This is a genomic window from Afifella pfennigii DSM 17143 (genome assembly GCF_000688515.1).
In the GTDB taxonomy this organism is placed as follows: domain Bacteria; phylum Pseudomonadota; class Alphaproteobacteria; order Rhizobiales; family Afifellaceae; genus Afifella; species Afifella pfennigii.
Map to the genome: position 1 here is coordinate 160,707 of NZ_JHZK01000005.1, position 17,685 is coordinate 178,391.

Below are 17,685 nucleotides of genomic sequence, written 5' to 3' on the forward strand. Positions count from 1 at the left end.
GGGGCTAGTCGCCGGCTTCTGAGGGGGCTCGGCGCTCGGCCAGCAAGGCTTTGGCCCGGGCGAGGTTGCGCTCGGTTCCTTTGATGTAGAATGAGGCGTGAGCCTCTCGGAGGACTTCGAGCGCTCCCTCATAGGCTGCAACCGCCGCCTCCAGCCGCGCCGTGCCGCGCTCGCGCTCGCCGAGGGTTCTAAGCGCATTGCCGAGATTGTTCTGCGTCGTCGCCCATTGGAGCGGGACGCGCTCGCGAGTCCATTCCTTCAGTGCGGCGTGATAGGCTGCAATGGCCTCGTCCAGCCGCGCCGTGCCGCTCTCGCGCTCGCCGAGTGCCTGGAGCGCATTGCCGAGATTGTTCTGCGTCATCGCCCAGTCGAGCGGGACGCGCTCGCGGGTGAATTCCTCAAGCGCGGCGCGGAATGCGGTAACGGCCTCTTCCAGACGCTCGGTGCCGCTCTCGCGCTCGCCGAGGCGGAGAAGCGCAGTGCCGAGATTGTTCTGCGTCATAGCCCAGCCGAGCGGGACGCGCTCGTGGGTGAATTCCCCCAGCGCGGCGCGGTAGGCGTCAATGGCCTCGTCCAGCCGCGCCGTGCCGCTCTCGCGCTCGCCGAGTGCCTGGAGCGCATTGCCTAGATTGTTCTGCGTCGTGGCCCAGTCGAGCGGGACGCGTTCGCGGGTGAATTCCTCCGAGGTCTTCTGGAAGGCCGTAGCTGCGCCCACCAGCCAGGCGCTGTCGCCCGTCTGCTCGCCGACAACAGCTTGCGCCAGGCCGAGCGCGTGCCACAGGCCACCGCGCTGGTCGACGTCGAGGCTTGCCGGCATGTTCTCGCACAGATGCCGGAGCTTTTCGGCGACGGGCCGGAGGAGGCCGGCCAGATCTTGGCCTGCCCGTTCGGTCGCCGGCGCGACCTGAGCCAGGACGAGGGCCACGAGGGCTGCGTCGAAGTCCTTGTTGAAATCGGAGGGGAGGTCGGCCTTCTGCAACTCGTAGGAGCTGTGCCGGCCCTCGGCGCCGGCGTGGTTGCCGAGGATGTTGAGGCGAAGCCGCTCGTCGGCCTTGGCGACCTCGCCGAAGATGAGGACATCCCCATCCTCCGCCTTGAGAAGCTTCCCTGCCCGCGTTTTTCGCTCGCTATGGTTGCCGAAGCCCCATTCGAGGATTGGCCCGACAGGCTGACTATCGAGGCCGGGATAGCTCCTGAGCGCAGCTTCCAGATGAGCTGTCTGCCTGCCGTCGCCGTCATGCCTCAGATCGACGATCACGATACGAAAGCGTTGCTCTTCTCTCAATGTAGGCTTTTGCTGGCGCCGCCAGCTCTTGTATCGGAAGCCCAGAAAGCGAGCGAGCTCCCGAGGCGTCGGAACGAGATGCGTGAGCATGCCGCCCACATAACCGGCGACCGCTACGCCAAATGCACCCAGACCCCAGAGAGCCAAGCTTCCCAAGGTTCTCCTCCTTCGCTGGAGGCAAGGTGACGCAACCCTGCCGGGCCATCAAGCCGATCACCCCTCCCGGTTGCATGCGTCGCAGCCACGATCTCCCACCCTCCCCTTGATGGGGAGGGTCGGCCTGAAGGGCCGGGGTGGGGTGAAGCCAAGGGCGCCCGGCCTTTCGTCTCACCCCCTCCCACCGCGCCTTGCTTCGCCCGGCGCGGTGACCTCCCCCCTCAAGGGGGAGGTGGGGGCCCGTGCTCCTCGTGGCACGGGTTCGCCCGCCCTTTCTCCCCTCTTGCCTTGCCTCTTGCCGCCGATTGGTGAAAACCGGGCGCGAGATTCGTTCAAGAAAGCCCGCCGCAAGGAGCCGCCCCATGTCCGTCTGGCCCGTCCATGGCCGTATCACCGGCCCCCTCGTCATGATCGGCTTCGGCTCGATCGGAAAGGGCGCGCTGCCGCTCCTGGAGCGGCATTTCGATTTCGACAAGGACCGCTTCACCGTCATCGACCCCGACGACCAGGACCGCCGGCTGCTTGACGAGCGCGGCGTTGCCTTCATCCACAAGGAAGTGACGCGCGAGAATTACCGCGAGCTTCTCATCCCGCTCCTGACGGAGGGCGGCGGCCAGGGCTTTTGCGTCAACCTTTCCGTCGACACCTCCTCGCTCGACCTCATGAAACTCTGCCGCGAGATCGGCGCGCTTTATATCGACACGGTGGTGGAGCCGTGGAAGGGCTTCTATTTCGACCGCGGTATGGACCAGGCGCTCCGGACCAACCACGCCCTGCGTCAGACGGTGCGCGACGAGAAAGCAAGAAGCCCGGGCGGCACCACGGCCGTCTCCTGCTGCGGCGCCAATCCCGGCATGGTCTCCTGGTTCGTGAAGAAGGCCCTCGTCGACGTCGCCAAAGATATCGGCCTCGATTTCGAGGAGCCGGCACCGGGCGACCGCCTCGGCTGGGCGCGGCTGATGCGCGATGCCGGCGTGAAGGGTATCCATATCGCCGAGCGCGACACGCAGCGCGCCAAGCACCCCAAGCCCCTCAACGTCTTCTGGAACACCTGGTCGGTGGAAGGCTTCATCGCGGAGGGCCTGCAGCCGGCCGAACTCGGCTGGGGCACGCACGAGAAGTGGATGCCGGACAATATGCGGGCGCAGAAATCGGGCTGCCAATCGGCGCGCTTCCTGTTGCAGCCGGGCGCCAATACGCGCGTCAGAAGCTGGTGCCCGACGCCCGGCGCGCAATACGGCTTCCTCGTCACGCACAACGAATCGGTCTCCATCGCCGACTATTTCACCATCGGCGAGGGGCTCGACCCGCAATACCGGCCGACCGTGCATTACGCCTATCATCCGGCGAACGACGCGGTGCTGTCGCTGCACGAGATGTTCGGCCAGGCCGGCAAGGCGCAGCCGGCGCACCATATTCTCGACGAGAACGAGATCGAGGACGGTATCGACGAGCTTGGCGTCCTCCTCTACGGCCACGCCAAGAACGCCTATTGGTACGGCTCGCGGCTTTCCATCGAAGAGACGCGCGACCTCGCCCCCTACCAGAACGCCACGGGCCTGCAGGTCACCTCGGCCGTGCTCGCCGGCATGGTCTGGGCGCTGGAGAACCCGGAGGCGGGCATCGTGGAGACGGACGAGATGGATTACCGCCGCTGCCTTGAGGTCCAGCTTGCCTATCTCGGCCCGGTGGAGGGGCATTTCACCGACTGGACGCCGCTATCGGGCCGGCCTGGCCTCTTTCCGGAGGATATCGACGAGGAAGACCCCTGGCAGTTCCGCAACGTGCTGGTGCACGGCTGAGCGGCGGGCCGCCCCCTCAGCCGGACCGTGCCGCTTTCGTGCCAAGACGGTCGGCCGTCTCGCGCGCCGCCTTCAAGGCCTCCTCGAAGCGCGCTTCCAGCCTCTCGTCGAGGCCGCGGCAATGGGCGGCGACGTCGGCGCCCCATTCCACGTAATCGGCAAGCTCTTGTGCCGCCCAGCCCTCGGGCGGCGAGGCCGCCACCTCGGCAAGGTTGCTCGTCTTGTCGGCGAGCTTGACGAGGCGCGCCGGGCGCGAGGCGGTCTTGAAGGCCTCCACCTGGCGGCGCCGGCGCTCTTCCTCCGGCAGGCTTTCGTCGTCGGTCAGCTCGCCCACCCAGCCGGCGACGCGCTCGCCGAAGAGCTCGGCGATCTCGGCAAGGCTCGCCTGGCTCTTCTCCACCGTGTCGTGCAGGAGCGCGGCGGCGACGACCTCCGCGCCGACGCCCTCCACGTTCTCCGCCAGCAGTGCGGCGACCTCGGCCACATGGTCGACATAGGGCGCGCCGGCGAAGCCCTTGCGGGTCTGGCCGCTATGGTGCGCGGAGGCGTAGTCGAAGGCGCGGGCGAGAAGGACGGTATCGGAAGCGGGACGGGGCATGTTCCTCATGCCGTAGCCCGCCGCGCCCGGCTATTCAAGAAAGATACTATTCAAGAAAGATACGGGCGCTCGCCGCGCGGCCCTCACCGTCGAGCACCATCAGCTCGGCAAAGCCCGGCCCTTCCGGATCCCATGTCAGTTCGCGGCGGAATTGGGTGCGCTCGACCGGGCGGCCGTTGACGAACCAGGTGAAGGGCGGAGCGCCGTCGCGCAGCTTGATGGCGAGCGGCTGCGACGCGGGATCGGAGCGCTGCGCAAGGCCAAGGTCGATACGCGCCCCGTCCGGCGGATAGGCGATTTCAGGGCCCGGCGCGCCTGGCTTCTCGCCGCGGCCGGCAAAGCGCAGCGGCGGCGGCAGGGCGGCGCTCGGCGCGGCGAGGAGACCGGCGGGCGGTGGCGGCAGGCGCGTCGTCGGGCCGATGCGGGCGAAGGCTTCCAAAAGGATCGGTGCGGCCGCCTCGATGCCGGTGAGGCCCGGCACGGGTGTGGCGTCGGGCCGGCCCACCCAGATGCCGATCGTATGGCGGCCGTCGAAGCCCACCGCCCAGGCGTCGCGGTAGCCGTAGGAGGTGCCGGTCTTGAAGGCGATATCGTCGGCCTTGGCACCGAAGGGCGTCGGCGCGCCGGAGAGGATGTCGGCAAGGTACCAGGCGGCGGCGGGGGAGAGGACGCGGCCGAGCGTTTTTCCCGGCGCCGCCGGATCGAGGGAGAGCGCCACCGCCTCGCCGCCGCGGGCAATCGCGGCGGCGAGCGTGACGAGGTCTTTCAGGCTGACGCCGAGGCCGCCGAGGCCGATGGCCAGGCCGGGCGGGGAGGCGTCCGCAAGGGCGGGGCGCACAGCCGCCCGGCGCATGCGGGCAAGCAGCCTTGCCGGGCCGACCTCTTCCAGGAGCGTCACCGCCGGCACGTTGAGGGAGAGCTGCAAGGCCTCGCGTACCGTCACCGTGCCGCGATATTCGCCGTCGAAGCTCGACGGCGTATAGCCGGCATAGGCGCTCGGCCGGTCTTCGATGAGGCTTTCCGGATGGGCAAGGCCGAGCTCGAAGGAAAGCCCGTAGATGAGCGGCTTCAGGCTGGAGCCCGGCGAGCGCTCCGCCTCCGTCATGTCGAGGAAGCCGGCGCGGGCGAAATGGAGCGGATCGGGCGCGCCGACATGGGCGAGAATGTCGCCGCTGCGGTGATCGGCGGCGAGGATGGCGACGCCGATGCGTGGGCCGAGCGCCTCGGCGTGGCTCTTCGCCAGCGCCTCCAGCCGGCCCTGCAGCGGCGCGTCGACGGAAAGGCGTATGCGTTGCGGCGCGTCAGGCGCGGAGGCGGCCTTGGCGGCGGCGTGGGCGGCCAGCATCGGGAAGGGCTTGCGGGAAGAGGGGGCCGGCGAGGCGATCGCTTCCTTGGCGATGTCGATCGGCAAGGAAGCGGCCCTTGCGGCCAGGGCGATGACCCGGTCGCGCGCCTGGCGGGCGCGCTTGGCGAAGCGATCCGGCCGGCGCGCCTCCGGCGATTGCGGGATGGCGACGAGAAGCGCCGCCTCGGCCGGCGTCAGGCGGCGCGGCTCCTTGCCGAAATAGGCGAGCGAGGCGGCTCTGACGCCCTCGATATTGCCGCCATAAGGGGCGGCGAGGAGATAGAGATCGAGGATCTCGTCCTTGGAAAGCCGCTCCTCCAGCGCCCGCGCCATGAGGATCTGACGCAGCTTTCCGAAAGGGGTACGGGTATCCTCGCCGGAAAGCAGGCGTGTGACCTGCATGGTAAGGGTGGAGCCGCCGGAGACGATGCGCGCGCTCCACATCGCCTGCCAGGCGGCACGCGCCAGCGCCGCGACGTCGACGCCGCGATGGGCGTGGAAGCGCTTGTCCTCGTAGGCGACAAGGAGCTTGAAGAAGAGCGGGTCGACCTCGCCCCGCTCCGCTTTCAGGCGCCAGATGCCGTCCTCGACGGGGAAGGGGCGCAGAAGGCGTCCCTGGCGGTCCTCCACCAGGCGCGAGGTGGCGAGCTCAAGCGGCGGCAGCTCGGTCACGGCGACGGCAAGGCGTAGCCCGGCCGGGGCGGCGAGCGCCAGGGCGCAGGCGAGAAGCGTGCCGGCGAGCGCCGGGCGCTTCAACGCTCTTGCCGCGGCGCGGAGGGGTCGCATCGCCGCCGCCCGCCTCAGCGGAGCGGACCCTCCACCCGCACCCGGCCGCTATCGGTGCGCGCGCGCAGCTCCGGTCGGTACATATCCTCGATCGTGGCGGCCGGATGGGCGAAGTCGCCCGGCGAGACGGCCCGCGCCACATAGGCGAGGCTGAAGCGGGTGGCATCGCTCGCCGAGCGCTCCATGCCGGCGATGAAGCGGTCGGCGCGGAACTCCACATGCGCCGGCTCGGCGGAAAGGTCGAGCCAGGCGAGCGCGCCGACATCGCCGCCGCGCAGGATGTTGGGGTTGTCGATCTCCAGGCCGGCTGGCAGCGGGTCGTCGAGGATGAGGCGGCCGGAGCCGGCCGCGTCGGCGGTCACGGTGAGGACGACGACGAGACGCTCGCTGAGCGCCACATTGGCCGGGTCGACGGGCTCGCCCTCCAAGGTGAAGGCTTGGCGCTGAAGGAGATAGCCGTTGCCGGAGGCGGGCTCGGAGGTGAGCGAGCGGCCGGAGGCGCTGACGGCGACGTCGAGCGGCGCGGAGCCGAGATTTTCGATGGCGATGCCGCTCCGCACGTCCTCTTCGGGGATGCGCGTCGACATCGGCCCGTCGAAGCGCTCGCCGGCGACGATGAGCTGGGGGCTGGCGGCGCCCTTCATCAGGGCGTTGGCGGCAAGCAGCGACCAGGCATCCTCCTGGGTGGAGGTGCGGCTCTGCGCCTCGCGCTCCTCCGCGACGAGGCTCGCCAGCATGGGCAGATCGGCGGCGTCGATATCGCTTTCCGAAGCGAGCGTCAAAATCGCCGCCCCGTCGCGCAGGCGCGAGCCGTAATCGGCGCGGTAGCCCTCGTCCTTCACCTCCTCAAGCTCGGAGACGGCGCGGCGGAAGACCGATTGCGACAGCGAGCGGTCGCCGTAGAGCGCCAGCGCGGCGCCGATCTGCGCCTTGGCAAGCGGCGTTGCGAAATCGTCCAGCTTGGTCTCGGCGTAGTAGCGCAAATCGCCGATCGCGGCCCTGCCGTTGGCGGCCAGCACGTAGAGCGCGTAGGCGATGTCCTCGCCGGCATCGGTGAAGTCGGGCGCATAGGCGACGCGGTTCTTGAGGTTGTCGAGAGCGATGGAGAAAGCCGTCTCAGGCACCCCGTGGCCGGCGCGCCGGGCGCGGCTCAGAAAGTCGGTGACATAGGCGTCGAGCCAAAGGTCGTCGGCGCCGGGCGCCCACAGGCCGAAGCTGCCGGAGGCGCTCTGGAAGGCGAGAACGCCGCCAATCGCCTTCTCGATGCGCTCGGCCGCGTCCTGATCCTGAGCAAGGCCCACCGCCTCGGCGACCTCGTTGAGATAGACGAGCGGCAGGGCCCGGCTCGTCAGCTGCTCGGCGCAGCCATAGGGATAGCGGTCGAGCCTGGTGAGGATCGCCGGCACGTCGATGCGGCCGGTGCCGTAGGCGGAGACGCGAAGACCCGCCGTGCCGGGCCTCAGCCCGTCGAGGATGCCGGCATCGAGGCTCACCGAGCCGCCTGGAGCGAGGGTGAGGAAGGAGGAGCGCAGCACCTCCGGCTCGCCGTCGCGTACGGTGAGCGCCAGGTGTTTTTCAAGGACCTCGCCGGAAGGCGTCGTCAACGCCACCTTCAGGCTCGTCTCGCCTTCACCGAGCGCTTCCAGCGGGAGGAGAAGCTGCCGGCGCTCGCCCTCGCCGAGCTCGGATGCAAGCGGCTGCGATGCGACGCGAACGACGCCTTCCTCGCTGCTCGTCACGGAGACGGAGACGGGTCCCGCCGGACCCTCCGCATGGGCAAGGTCGAGGGCAAGGCGCGAAGCATCGCCCGGCGCCATGAAGCGCGGCAGGGCGGCGGAGACGACGATGGGATCGCGCACCACAACGTCGCTCTCGGCATGGCCGACGCCCTTCTTCGACCAGGCGAGCGCCATCAGCCGCACCGTGCCGTTGAAATCGCCGACGGGGACCTCAAAGCGGGCCATGCCGTCCGGGCCGGATTTGACGATGCCGGAATGCCAGGCGACGAGTTCCTCGGTCGGGGCCGGGCCCTCAAAGCGGGCGAGCGCGGCGTCGCCGCCGGAGCGCACGCGCCCCGGCGCGCCCTGGAAGCGGTCGATGAGCGCCGAATAGACGTCGCGAAGCTCCATGCCGAGGCGGCGCTGGCCGAGATAGAAGGCTTCCGGGTCGGGGGTCTGAAAGCCGGTGAGGTTGAGAATGCCGAGATCGACGGCGGCAAGCGTCACATAGGCTTCCTCGCCCTGGGCGAGATCGGAGATATCGATCGCCGCCTCAAAGGAGCCGCGGGGCTTGGCGGTTTGCGGCGCCTCGATGGCGACCTGAAGCCGCTGCGCCTCGTTCTCCACCCCGGCCCAGGAAAGGCCGAGGGCGCGCGCCGGCATGCGCCTCGCCTCGACGTCCATCGGACGGTAGAGGGCGGCGGTCACATAGGCGCCGGGGCCCCATTCCTCCGTGACCTGCAGATCGATCTCCGCGGAGCCTTCCTCCACCTTCACCGATTTGGTCGCGATCAGCCTATCGTCGATGACCATCACCTGGGCGATGCCGGCAAAGCGCGGCTCCAGATGCACCTTGGCCGTCTCGCCGATGCGGTAGCGCGCCTTGTCGAGGGAGAGCTTCAAGAATTCCGGCGTCTCCAAAGTTTTCGGGGCCGCATACCAGCCGGCTTCGAAAACGAAGCTTGCGGGCAGGAACGCGCCGTCCGCGGTGGCCACCTCGATCTCGTAGCGGCCCCATTCGACGGGCAGCGCGAGAGAAGCCGGCGCCTCGGCGCCGACGGAGAGCGTGCCGTCGGCGATGCGCCGGCGGGTCTGAAGCGTCTCGTAGTTCCAGCGGCCGTCGGAACGGTACCATTGATAGTCGATGTCGATCTTCGACAGCGTCCAGGTAAGACCCTCCGCGGCGATGCGCTCGCCTTGCGGCGATACGGCGATGACGCTGAAGCCGGCATCGGCGTTTTCCTCCGCCTCGCCGTCGAAGAGTGGCCGTACGCCGAGGCGCGATGCCTCTCCGGCGAGCGGCAGGGTGAGACGGCGCTCCACCGGCCGGCCACCGCTATCAAGAATGCGGATATTGACGGTGGCCTCAAGCGGCCTTGAGGAGACGGCGGGCCCCGGAAGCGAGGGACGGAAGGCAAGGCGGCCTTCCTCGTCGGTGGTAAGCCCGCCCAGCGGCTCGCGTAGCGTCTGGAAGCTTTCCTCGGCAAGACCGAAACGGTAGCCCGCAAAGCCGGCAAGCGTCTCCGACGCCGACAGCACGGTCTCGCCTTCGGCGTCGAGACCGGCGGCGGGCGCGCCGTAGAGGAAGCGCGCCTCGGCCGTGACGAGCGGCGGATCGGAAGGCTCGATGCGCTCGGCATCCGTTGTCAGCTCAAAATCCAGCCGCTCCGGCTCGAAATCCTCCACGAAGAAGCTCGTCTCGGCGAGGGCGGGGCCTTCCGGGTCGGCGTGCACGCTGGCGCGCCACTGGCCGCGCATGGCGTTGTCGGTGAGAGCGATCTCCGCCAGGGCGCCGCCGAGGCCTTCATCCTCCAGCACAAGACGCCTGTCCTCCTTGCCGTCGGGGCGGAAGAGCTTGGCGGTCAGCGGTAGGCCGGGCAGGGCCCTGGAGCGGCCGTCGCGGGCAAGGCTCGTCAGATAGACGGTCTCGCCGGCGCGGTAGATACCACGCTCGGTGGTCAGGAAGACGTCGACGGGGCCGGGCGCGGCGCGGCCTTCCACCCCGCGGTCGGTGAGGTCGAAGGCGGGCTTGGAGAGGTCGAGGAGATTGTAGTCGCCCTCCTGCGTCTCGGCGACGAGAAGCGCCGGAGCGAGGCCGCCTGTGCCGCGGATGAGCCCGGGGGCGAAGCTGGCGGTCCCGGAAGCGTCGGTCTCGGCCTCGGCGAGCACCTCGTTGTTCCTGGCGACGAGGCGCAGATGTGCGCCTTCCACCGGCGCGGCGGAGCTGAGCGAGCGGATGCTGGCGTGAAGGCCGTCGTTGCCGGCCAGCGTGGCGATGCCGAGATCGCTCGCCAGGAACCATTGCGTCGCCTTCGGGCCCCATTCCTGCGGGTCGTTCCTTGCCTGGGCGGAGAGGATGTAGATGCCGGGCTGGAGCTCGTCGACGAACTCGCCGATGGCGATGGCGGTGACGACCTCCTCGTTGAGCCGGGTTTCCAGCTCCACCGCTCCTTCCCAGATCTTCTCGCCCTTGGCGTTGCCGATTTCCTCCGCCTGCCAGTCTGAGAGCTGGCTGAGGAAGAGATCGTCGCGCATGGCGCCGGCAATGCCGCGATCGGGAATGAAGTAGAGGCTCGCCTTGACCTCGTCAGTGTTCACCGTGGTAACGGGAATGGAGGCGGCTCCGCCCGCCGGCACGACATAGGCGTTGCCGGAAAAGCGCACCGAGGGCGAGCGGTCGCGCACATAGATGCCGAGCTCGGCCGTCTTTTGCAGCTCCTCGCCCTCGGCGGAGGGCAGGCCGGCGCGCGCCCGAACCTGGTAGCGGCGGCCATGGGCGACGCCGGCGATGCAGATCTGCGAGCCTTCGGCCTCCACGGACAGGCCGTCGCCGCCCTCCACGACAACGAAATCGGAAAGGTTGGCGCGGCTCGCCGGCAGGGCTTCGGAGAAATTGAGGCAGATGCGCGGATTGGCGGCGTCGGAATCGACCTGGTGGTCGAGAATGCGGAAGCCGTGCTCGGCAAGCGCCCTCTCATAGGCGGTGCGCACCTGCGGCAATTCCTGAAGGGCGAGGCTGCCGCGATAGGCCTTGATGGCCGGCTTCCATTGATCGCGCTCGCCGAGCGAGCGGGCGAGAAGGGCAAGGGCGGCGGCGCGGTCCGTTTGGCTTTCGGCGCGCAGATAGGCGTTGACGGCGGCGGCGGTGCCTTCCTCCTTGAGCCGCTGGCGGGTCTGCCAATCGTCAGAGCGCGCCTCGGCGGCGAAGGCGGCGAGGGAAAGCCAGAGATCGGGGCGGTCGGGGCGCCGGCTGAGCGCCGATTTCATCCTCTCCGCCGCGAGGACAAAATCGCCGGCCGCCGCCGCCCCGTCGGCCTCGGCGATGGCGCTTTCCAAGGACAGGTCGCGCGCGGCCCTGTCGAGGCTGCCGGCAAGGCGTCGCGCCTCGTCGAAGAAGCTGGCGGGCAGGAAGGAGAGCTCGGCCGTGCGCGTCTCTTCCAGATTGTCTGTGGAGGCGGCGCTTTCCACCACCCGGCCGGAGACGGCGCTGGCGACGGCGCGCAGCTCGCCGAGATCCTCCTTTAGGAAGCACCAGCCGGCGTCGGTGTTGAAGGTGAAGGCCGCACAGCGCGCATCGCCGAGACAGGCCGCCGTGCAGGCTTCGATGTCGACGTCTTTGAGGACGTCGTAGTCGGCGCCGAAAAAATCCGCGCCCTCGGTGATGAGCAGGTTGCGCTCCTCAGCGCCAGCGACAGGGAAGCCGAGCGGCAGAAGCAGCGCGAGAAAGGTGGCGATGGCGAGCGAACGAACGGACGATCCGGCGCGCATGAGACGCTCCTGGCTGGTCAGCCCCACTCTCGCATCCAGCATAGGGGGCAGGCGGTTTTCGGACAAGCGGCGGGGCGAGGGCCGTGTGACAACGACGGGCTTGGCGACGACCGTAGGCGATCCTCGCGAGACGTTCTTCTAGAACGCTTCCACCAATGGCGAAAGCGCCTTAGCGGCGCTCAACCCCTTCCGGCAGCTTCGTCCAGTAGGCGCGGTCCATGGCGGCGACATTCTCCTCCAGCCGGTCAATGACCTTGGCAAGGGCGAGGTCGACGGCATGCAGGTAATCGGCCCAATCGTCGAAATGGTGCAATTCGTCCTTGCCGTCGCTGATGCCTTTCAGGGCAATCGTCGGGATGGCGAAATGATGGCCGGCGCGCATCACCGCGAAGCCCTCCATATCGACCATCTCCGCGTCAATGGCGTCGTAGGCGGCTCCGGAGACGATGTTGGAGCCGGTCGACAGGCGCGCCGCCTGCACGCCGCCGATTTGCTGCGGGATGGCGATCTCGGCCGGCAGCTCCAGAAACGGGGTGCGGCCCTTCTCAAAGCCGATCGGCGAGGCGTCCATGTCACGAAATGAGATGGCGCTCGCCTGATAGACCTCGCCCTGTTCCAGGAGCCGCGAGCCGGCCGAGCCGATGGAAACGAGAAGATCAGGCTTTTTTTCAGTGCCGAGGCGCGACAGGAAGGCGGCGGTGCCCACGCCCGCCTCAACCGGACCGACGCCGGTGATGAGAGGCCTTATCCGCGCCTTCAATTCCGGCCCATATTCCTGCTCCGTGGCCATAATGAAGAGGAGGCCGAAGCCCCCGACGGTCTCGATCGCAACGTCCGACACTGCCCTACCCCCGACAAGTTTCACCCTTCCGCCAGTTTGACAGGAAAGGCGATTTCCGTATGTGACGGCAACAACACCATGCTCCCCGCCTTGGCAAGCGGCCGCGGGGACCAATGAGGGGAAGCACTATGAACGACCGGACCCTGGCCGGCGGGCTGCACGTCTCCCGCGCCCTTTACGACTTCATCAAGGACGAGGCGTTGCCTGGGACGGGCATCGAAACGGAGCAGTTCTGGGAGGCGTTCGCGGCAATCGTCCGCGACCTGACGCCGCGCAATCGCGAGCTTCTGGCCGCCCGCAAGGCGATGCAGGAAAAAATCGACGCCTGGCATCGGGAAAGGCGCGGCAAGGGCTTCTCGCTGGCGGAGTACAAGGCGTTCCTGAAAGAGATCGGCTATATCGTGCCGACCGGCGAGCCGTTCCAGATCGAGACGGCGAATGTCGATCCGGAGATCACCACCATCGCCGGACCGCAGCTCGTCGTGCCGGTGATGAATGCGCGCTATGCGCTCAACGCCGCCAATGCCCGCTGGGGCTCGCTCTACGACGCGCTCTACGGCACCGACGCCATCCCGGAGAGCGAGGGCGCGGAGCGGGGGACAAGCTACAATCCGGCGCGAGGCGAGAAGGTCATCGCCTTTGCCCGCGATTTCCTCGACGAGCATTTTCCCCTCAACGGCGATAGCTGGCGGCACGTCGCCTCCTTCGCCGTGGAGGAGGGGAGACTGAAGGTGACGGGCAGCCACGGCAATGTCGCCTGGCTGAAGACCGCCGGTCAGTTCGCCGGCTTTCGCGGCCTGCCGGAGGCGCCGGAGGCGGTGCTTCTGGCCAACCACCATCTCCACGCGGAAATCGTCATCGACCGGCAGCATCCGATCGGCAAGAGCGATGCGGCCGGCATCGCCGACGTCCTGCTGGAGGCGGCGGTGACCACCATCCAGGATTGCGAGGATTCCGTCGCCGCCGTCGACGGCGAGGACAAGACGGCCGTTTATCGCAACTGGCTCGGCCTGATGAAGGGCGACCTTACCGCCACCTTCCAGAAGGGCGGCGGCACCATGGAGCGGCGGCTGGAGGAAGACCGGCGCTATACCGCGCCGGATGGCAGCGCCTTTGCCCTGCCGGGGCGGGCGCTGATGCTGGTTCGCAATGTCGGGCATCTGATGACCACGCCGGCGGTGCTCGACGCCGATGACGAGGAGGTGCAGGAAGGCCTCCTGGATGCCATGGTGACGGCCGCGATCGCGCTCCACGATGTCGGGCCGAACGGGCGCCGTGCCAATAGCCGGGCGGGCTCGGTCTATATCGTCAAGCCGAAGATGCACGGGCCGGAGGAGGTCGCTTTCTCCGACGAGCTGTTCGCGAGGGTGGAAGACGCGCTTTCCATGCCCCGCTACACGCTGAAGATGGGCATCATGGACGAGGAGCGGCGAACCACGGTCAATCTTCGCGAATGCATCCGTGCCGCCAGGCACCGCGTCGTCTTCATCAATACGGGCTTCCTCGACCGCACGGGCGACGAGATCCATACCTCCATGGAAGCCGGGCCGATGATCCGCAAGGGCGACATGAAGGAAGCCGTCTGGATCAAGGCCTATGAGGATTGGAACGTCGATGCGGGCCTGGATTGCGGCCTCAAGGGCCGGGCCCAGATCGGCAAGGGCATGTGGGCGATGCCCGACAAGATGGCGGCGATGCTGAAGGAGAAGATCGCCCATCCGATGGCCGGCGCCAATTGCGCCTGGGTGCCCTCGCCGACGGCGGCGACGCTGCACGCCATCCATTACCACAAAGTCGATGTCGGCGAGCGCCAGGAAGCGTTGAAGAAGCGCGACAAGGCCAAGCTCGACGACATCCTCTCCATCCCGCTGGCGGAACGGCCAAACTGGACGGACGAGCAGATCCAGGCCGAACTCGACAACAACGCCCAGGGCATTCTCGGCTACGTGGTGCGCTGGATCGAGCAGGGCGTCGGCTGCTCCAAGGTGCCGGACATCAACGATGTCGGGCTGATGGAAGACCGCGCCACCTTGCGCATCTCCTCCCAGCATATGGCGAACTGGCTCCATCACGGCGTCGTCGGCGAGACGCAGGTGGTGGAGACCTTGAAGCGCATGGCCAAAATCGTCGACCGGCAGAACGAGGGCGACCCGGCCTACCGGCCGATGTCGGAAGATTACGAGGCGAGCGTCGCCTTCCAGGGCGCCAAGGAGCTGGTGCTGAAAGGGCGCGAACAGCCCTCAGGCTATACCGAGCCCATCCTGCACCGCCGCCGGGCGGAGGCGAAGGCGCGCTACGCCAGCTAAGCATCGAAGGCTTCAGCCTCCGGCATTCGCGTTACGGCCGTTTCACTGCCTCAAAGGGCAAGCGGCTGGTGCAACCGTTGCGCCTTCCGCGCGTTCGCCCCGCCTCAGCGAAAACGAGGTCGGGAGCGCGTGATGGAGGAACTGGCGAGCGGCTTTGCGCAGGCCTTTCAAGGAACGGAGCTCTCCGGCGAGACCATCGTCCTGCGGCTGGCGCTCGCCGCCATGCTCGGGGCCGTGCTCGGCTTCGAGCGCGAATGGCGGGCCAAGCCCGCGGGCCTGCGCACCCATATGGTGACGGCGCTCGCCGCCGCGACCTTCGCCATCCTCACCCTTGAGATGATCGCCCTCTACAGCGGCGGGGCGGATAATGTGCGCGCCGATCCCACGCGTCTCATCGAGGCGGTGACGAGCGGCGTCGCCTTTCTCGCCGCCGGCGTCATCCTGCATGCCAGGGGGCATGTGGAGGGCCTGACCACCGGCGCCGGGATGTGGCTCGCCGGGGCGGTCGGGGTGGCGGCCGGGCTCGGTTACGCCCTCATCGCGGCGCTTGCCGCCTTTCTTGGCCTTTTCATCGTCATCGCGCTGCGCAGCGTCTCGCACAACGTGCCGCTGAGAAAGAGCGGCTCTGAGAAGCGTTCTGACGAGAAAAACGCCTGATCCATCCGTGGCGGACAGCGCAGATACACAAAAATACTCCTATTTTCCATTTATAGATTGTAATGTGTATTATATGTTTTGTGACTTATTCGGGATGAGATTTCTATATTCAGAATATAATTATAATATGGATGAAGATATTATTTCATATAGAAAAATTTGTACCAAGCTCATATAATGAATTTTTATATTCGCTAATTAGTCGATTTTTTCTAGCACCTTTCGTGTAATGATGATTGTTGCAGTAGATTTTATTCTGATGTGATAGAGATTTGTCATGATGAAAACTTGATACAAGTCAAGTCTGTGCCGAGAAGGAGGCGGTAGGCTCTGCTCGTCACGATCCTATGGGAGGATGTCAAATGACGACAAGACGCGACTTGCTGGCGGCCATCCCGGCGACGGTCGCCGCCTTCACTCTTGCGGGCAACCTGCTGCTTGAGAGCACCCCGGCGAGAGCCCAGGCGCCTCGGCCGCTGGCCGGGCACTTCCATCCGAAGGGGAAAGCACCTTCCGAGCATACTCGGGCGATCCTGGAGGCAGCGAAATCGGAGCTCCCCTTCGCCGACGAGCGGGACTTTGAGGAGCAGGCGCGCGGGCTTATCGCGCCGATGGAAGAAATGCAGATCCCCGCCGATGCTGGCCATGTCGCCTGGGACATGGCCCAATTCCGGTTTCTGGAGAGCGGCGAGGACTTCGACAGCATCCATCCCTCGCTAACACGAATTGCGCGTCTCAATAACAATTACGGGCTCTACGAGGTAATGCCCGGCATCTACCAGATACGCGGCTTTGACCTTTCCGACCTCACTTTCGTGCGCGGGCGCAACGGCTGGATCGTTTTCGATCCGCTGACCGCCGCGGAGACCGCCCGCGCGGGATGGGAGCTCTTTCAGAAACATGTCGGCGAGGGGCTGCCGATCACGGCAGTGATCTACTCGCACACCCATGGCGACCATTGGGGCGGCGTGCGCGGCATTCTCGACGAGGACGATGTGCGCTCAGGCCGCGTGGAGATCATCGCGCCGCGCGACTTCATGCAGTTCACGATCTCGGAGAACGTCTACGCCGGCAACGCCATGAACCGGCGGCTCTTCTATCAATACGGCCTGCTGCTGCCGGTGAGCCCGCATGGCTATGTGAGCCAGGGGCTTGGGCAGCGGGTGCCGGCCGGAGCCACCGGCCTTATCGCACCGACCCGCTTTGTCTCAGAGCCGATTGAGGAATTCGAGGTCGACGGCGTGCGGATGATCTTCCAGAACACGCCCAACACCGAGGCTCCAAGGGAGATGAACACCTATCTGCCTGACATGAAGGCGCTGTGGATGGCTGAGAACGTGATCGCCTCGCTCCACAATATCTACACGCTGCGCGGCGCACCCGTGCGCGATCCGCTCAACTGGTCGAAATATATCTCCGAGGCGCTCTATCGCTTCGGGCTCGAGGCGGAGGTGATGTTCGCCTCGCATCACTGGCCGCGCTGGGGCAACGAGCGGATTCAGGAGGTGCTCCGGGCGCAACGCGACCTTTATGCACACATGAACAACCAAGTGCTGCACCTGGCCAACCAGGGCGTCACCATCAACCAGATCCACAACGTCTACGAGGTGCCGAAGTCGCTCCGGGACAAGTGGTATTGCCGCGGCTATCACGGTTCGCCGCAGCACAATGCGCGCGGGGTCGTGCAGCGCTATCTCGGCTTCTGGGACTGCAACCCAACGACGCTCATCCCGCTCTCGCCAGAGGATTCAGCGCCGCTCTATGTGGAGATGATGGGCGGAGCTGCGCCAATTCTCGCCAAGGCCAGCGAGCTGCACGCACAAGGCGATTATTTGCGTGCCACCGAAATCCTCAACAAACTCGTGCTCGCCGAGCCCGACAACGCGGAGGCCAAGGACGCGCTTGCCGATGCGTTCGAGCAACTCGGCTACCAGCAGGAAAATACGGGGCTCAGGAACAGCTTCCTCGCCGCGGCCTATGAGCTGCGGTCGGGGATACCGCAAGGCGAGGCCGTGAGCTCGTCGAGCCCCGACGTGATCCGCGCGATGTCGACCGAGCTCTTCCTGAATTTCCTCGGCATCCGCATGGACAGTCGCAAGGCCGAGGATTTGCGCTTCACCATCAATTTGGTGACGCCGGACAATGGCGAGAAGTTTATCGTGGAATGTCAAAATGCGACGCTGACGAACACCGCCGGCTTCCAGGCGGAGGCGCCCGACCTCACGCTGACCATCAACCGATCGGACCTGGAGCAGACGATGATGGGAGCCAAGACGCTCGAGGCGCAGATCGCCGACGGAACGGCTAAGGTCGAAGGCGCGACCGACGTCGTTGACTGTGAAGAACGCATAAGCGGCTGATAGTCGACGGATTTCGGTCTCTCGCAAGGTTTCGGTTTTGCAGGATTCGGTGGCTTGAGCCTG

9 protein-coding genes are annotated in these 17,685 nt (G+C 66.9%); 4 read left to right on the forward strand and 5 right to left on the reverse strand.

What is annotated here, in order from left to right; translation table 11 throughout:
• Window positions 1-4: 4 nt before the first annotated feature.
• Complete coding sequence (locus Q331_RS23675) at window positions 5-1,285, reverse strand: tetratricopeptide repeat protein (protein ID WP_245615523.1); 1,281 nt, start codon at window positions 1,283-1,285, stop codon at window positions 5-7.
• Window positions 1,286-1,803: 518 nt separating this feature from the next.
• Here Q331_RS23675 and Q331_RS0106550 point away from each other — a divergent pair.
• Window positions 1,804-3,243: a homospermidine synthase gene (locus tag Q331_RS0106550; RefSeq protein ID WP_026380022.1), complete on the forward strand. Its 1,440-nt coding sequence runs from the start codon at window positions 1,804-1,806 to the stop codon at window positions 3,241-3,243.
• Window positions 3,244-3,259: 16 nt separating this feature from the next.
• On the opposite strand, the gene Q331_RS20365 is transcribed toward Q331_RS0106550, so the two are convergent.
• The 4 genes from Q331_RS20365 to Q331_RS0106570 form a co-directional block, all read right to left on the reverse strand.
• Window positions 3,260-3,841, reverse strand: a complete 582-nt coding sequence (locus tag Q331_RS20365; protein WP_245615524.1) for an HD domain-containing protein — start codon at window positions 3,839-3,841, stop codon at window positions 3,260-3,262.
• A gap of 46 nt (window positions 3,842-3,887) precedes the next feature.
• Entirely contained in the window at window positions 3,888-5,972 is a 2,085-nt protein-coding gene (pbpC, locus tag Q331_RS0106560) for a penicillin-binding protein 1C (RefSeq protein WP_034491255.1), read from the reverse strand.
• 14 nt (window positions 5,973-5,986) lie between these two features.
• Window positions 5,987-11,458, reverse strand: coding sequence for an alpha-2-macroglobulin family protein (locus Q331_RS0106565; protein ID WP_026380024.1), 5,472 nt, complete (start codon window positions 11,456-11,458; stop codon window positions 5,987-5,989).
• A 169-nt stretch (window positions 11,459-11,627) separates the two neighbouring features.
• Window positions 11,628-12,299: a 5'-methylthioadenosine/S-adenosylhomocysteine nucleosidase gene (locus tag Q331_RS0106570; protein WP_026380025.1), complete on the reverse strand. Its 672-nt coding sequence runs from the start codon at window positions 12,297-12,299 to the stop codon at window positions 11,628-11,630.
• 128 nt (window positions 12,300-12,427) lie between these two features.
• On the opposite strand from Q331_RS0106570, the gene Q331_RS0106575 reads away from it, so the two are divergent.
• From Q331_RS0106575 to Q331_RS20370, 3 genes are all read left to right on the forward strand, one after another.
• On the forward strand, window positions 12,428-14,605 hold the full coding sequence (locus Q331_RS0106575) for a malate synthase G (protein ID WP_026380026.1): 2,178 nt from the start codon (window positions 12,428-12,430) through the stop codon (window positions 14,603-14,605).
• 132 nt (window positions 14,606-14,737) lie between these two features.
• Window positions 14,738-15,262, forward strand: a complete 525-nt coding sequence (locus Q331_RS0106580; RefSeq protein ID WP_026380027.1) for an MgtC/SapB family protein — start codon at window positions 14,738-14,740, stop codon at window positions 15,260-15,262.
• Between the two features lie 362 nt (window positions 15,263-15,624).
• Complete coding sequence (locus Q331_RS20370) at window positions 15,625-17,622, forward strand: alkyl/aryl-sulfatase (RefSeq protein ID WP_051630727.1); 1,998 nt, start codon at window positions 15,625-15,627, stop codon at window positions 17,620-17,622.
• Window positions 17,623-17,685 lie beyond the last annotated feature (63 nt).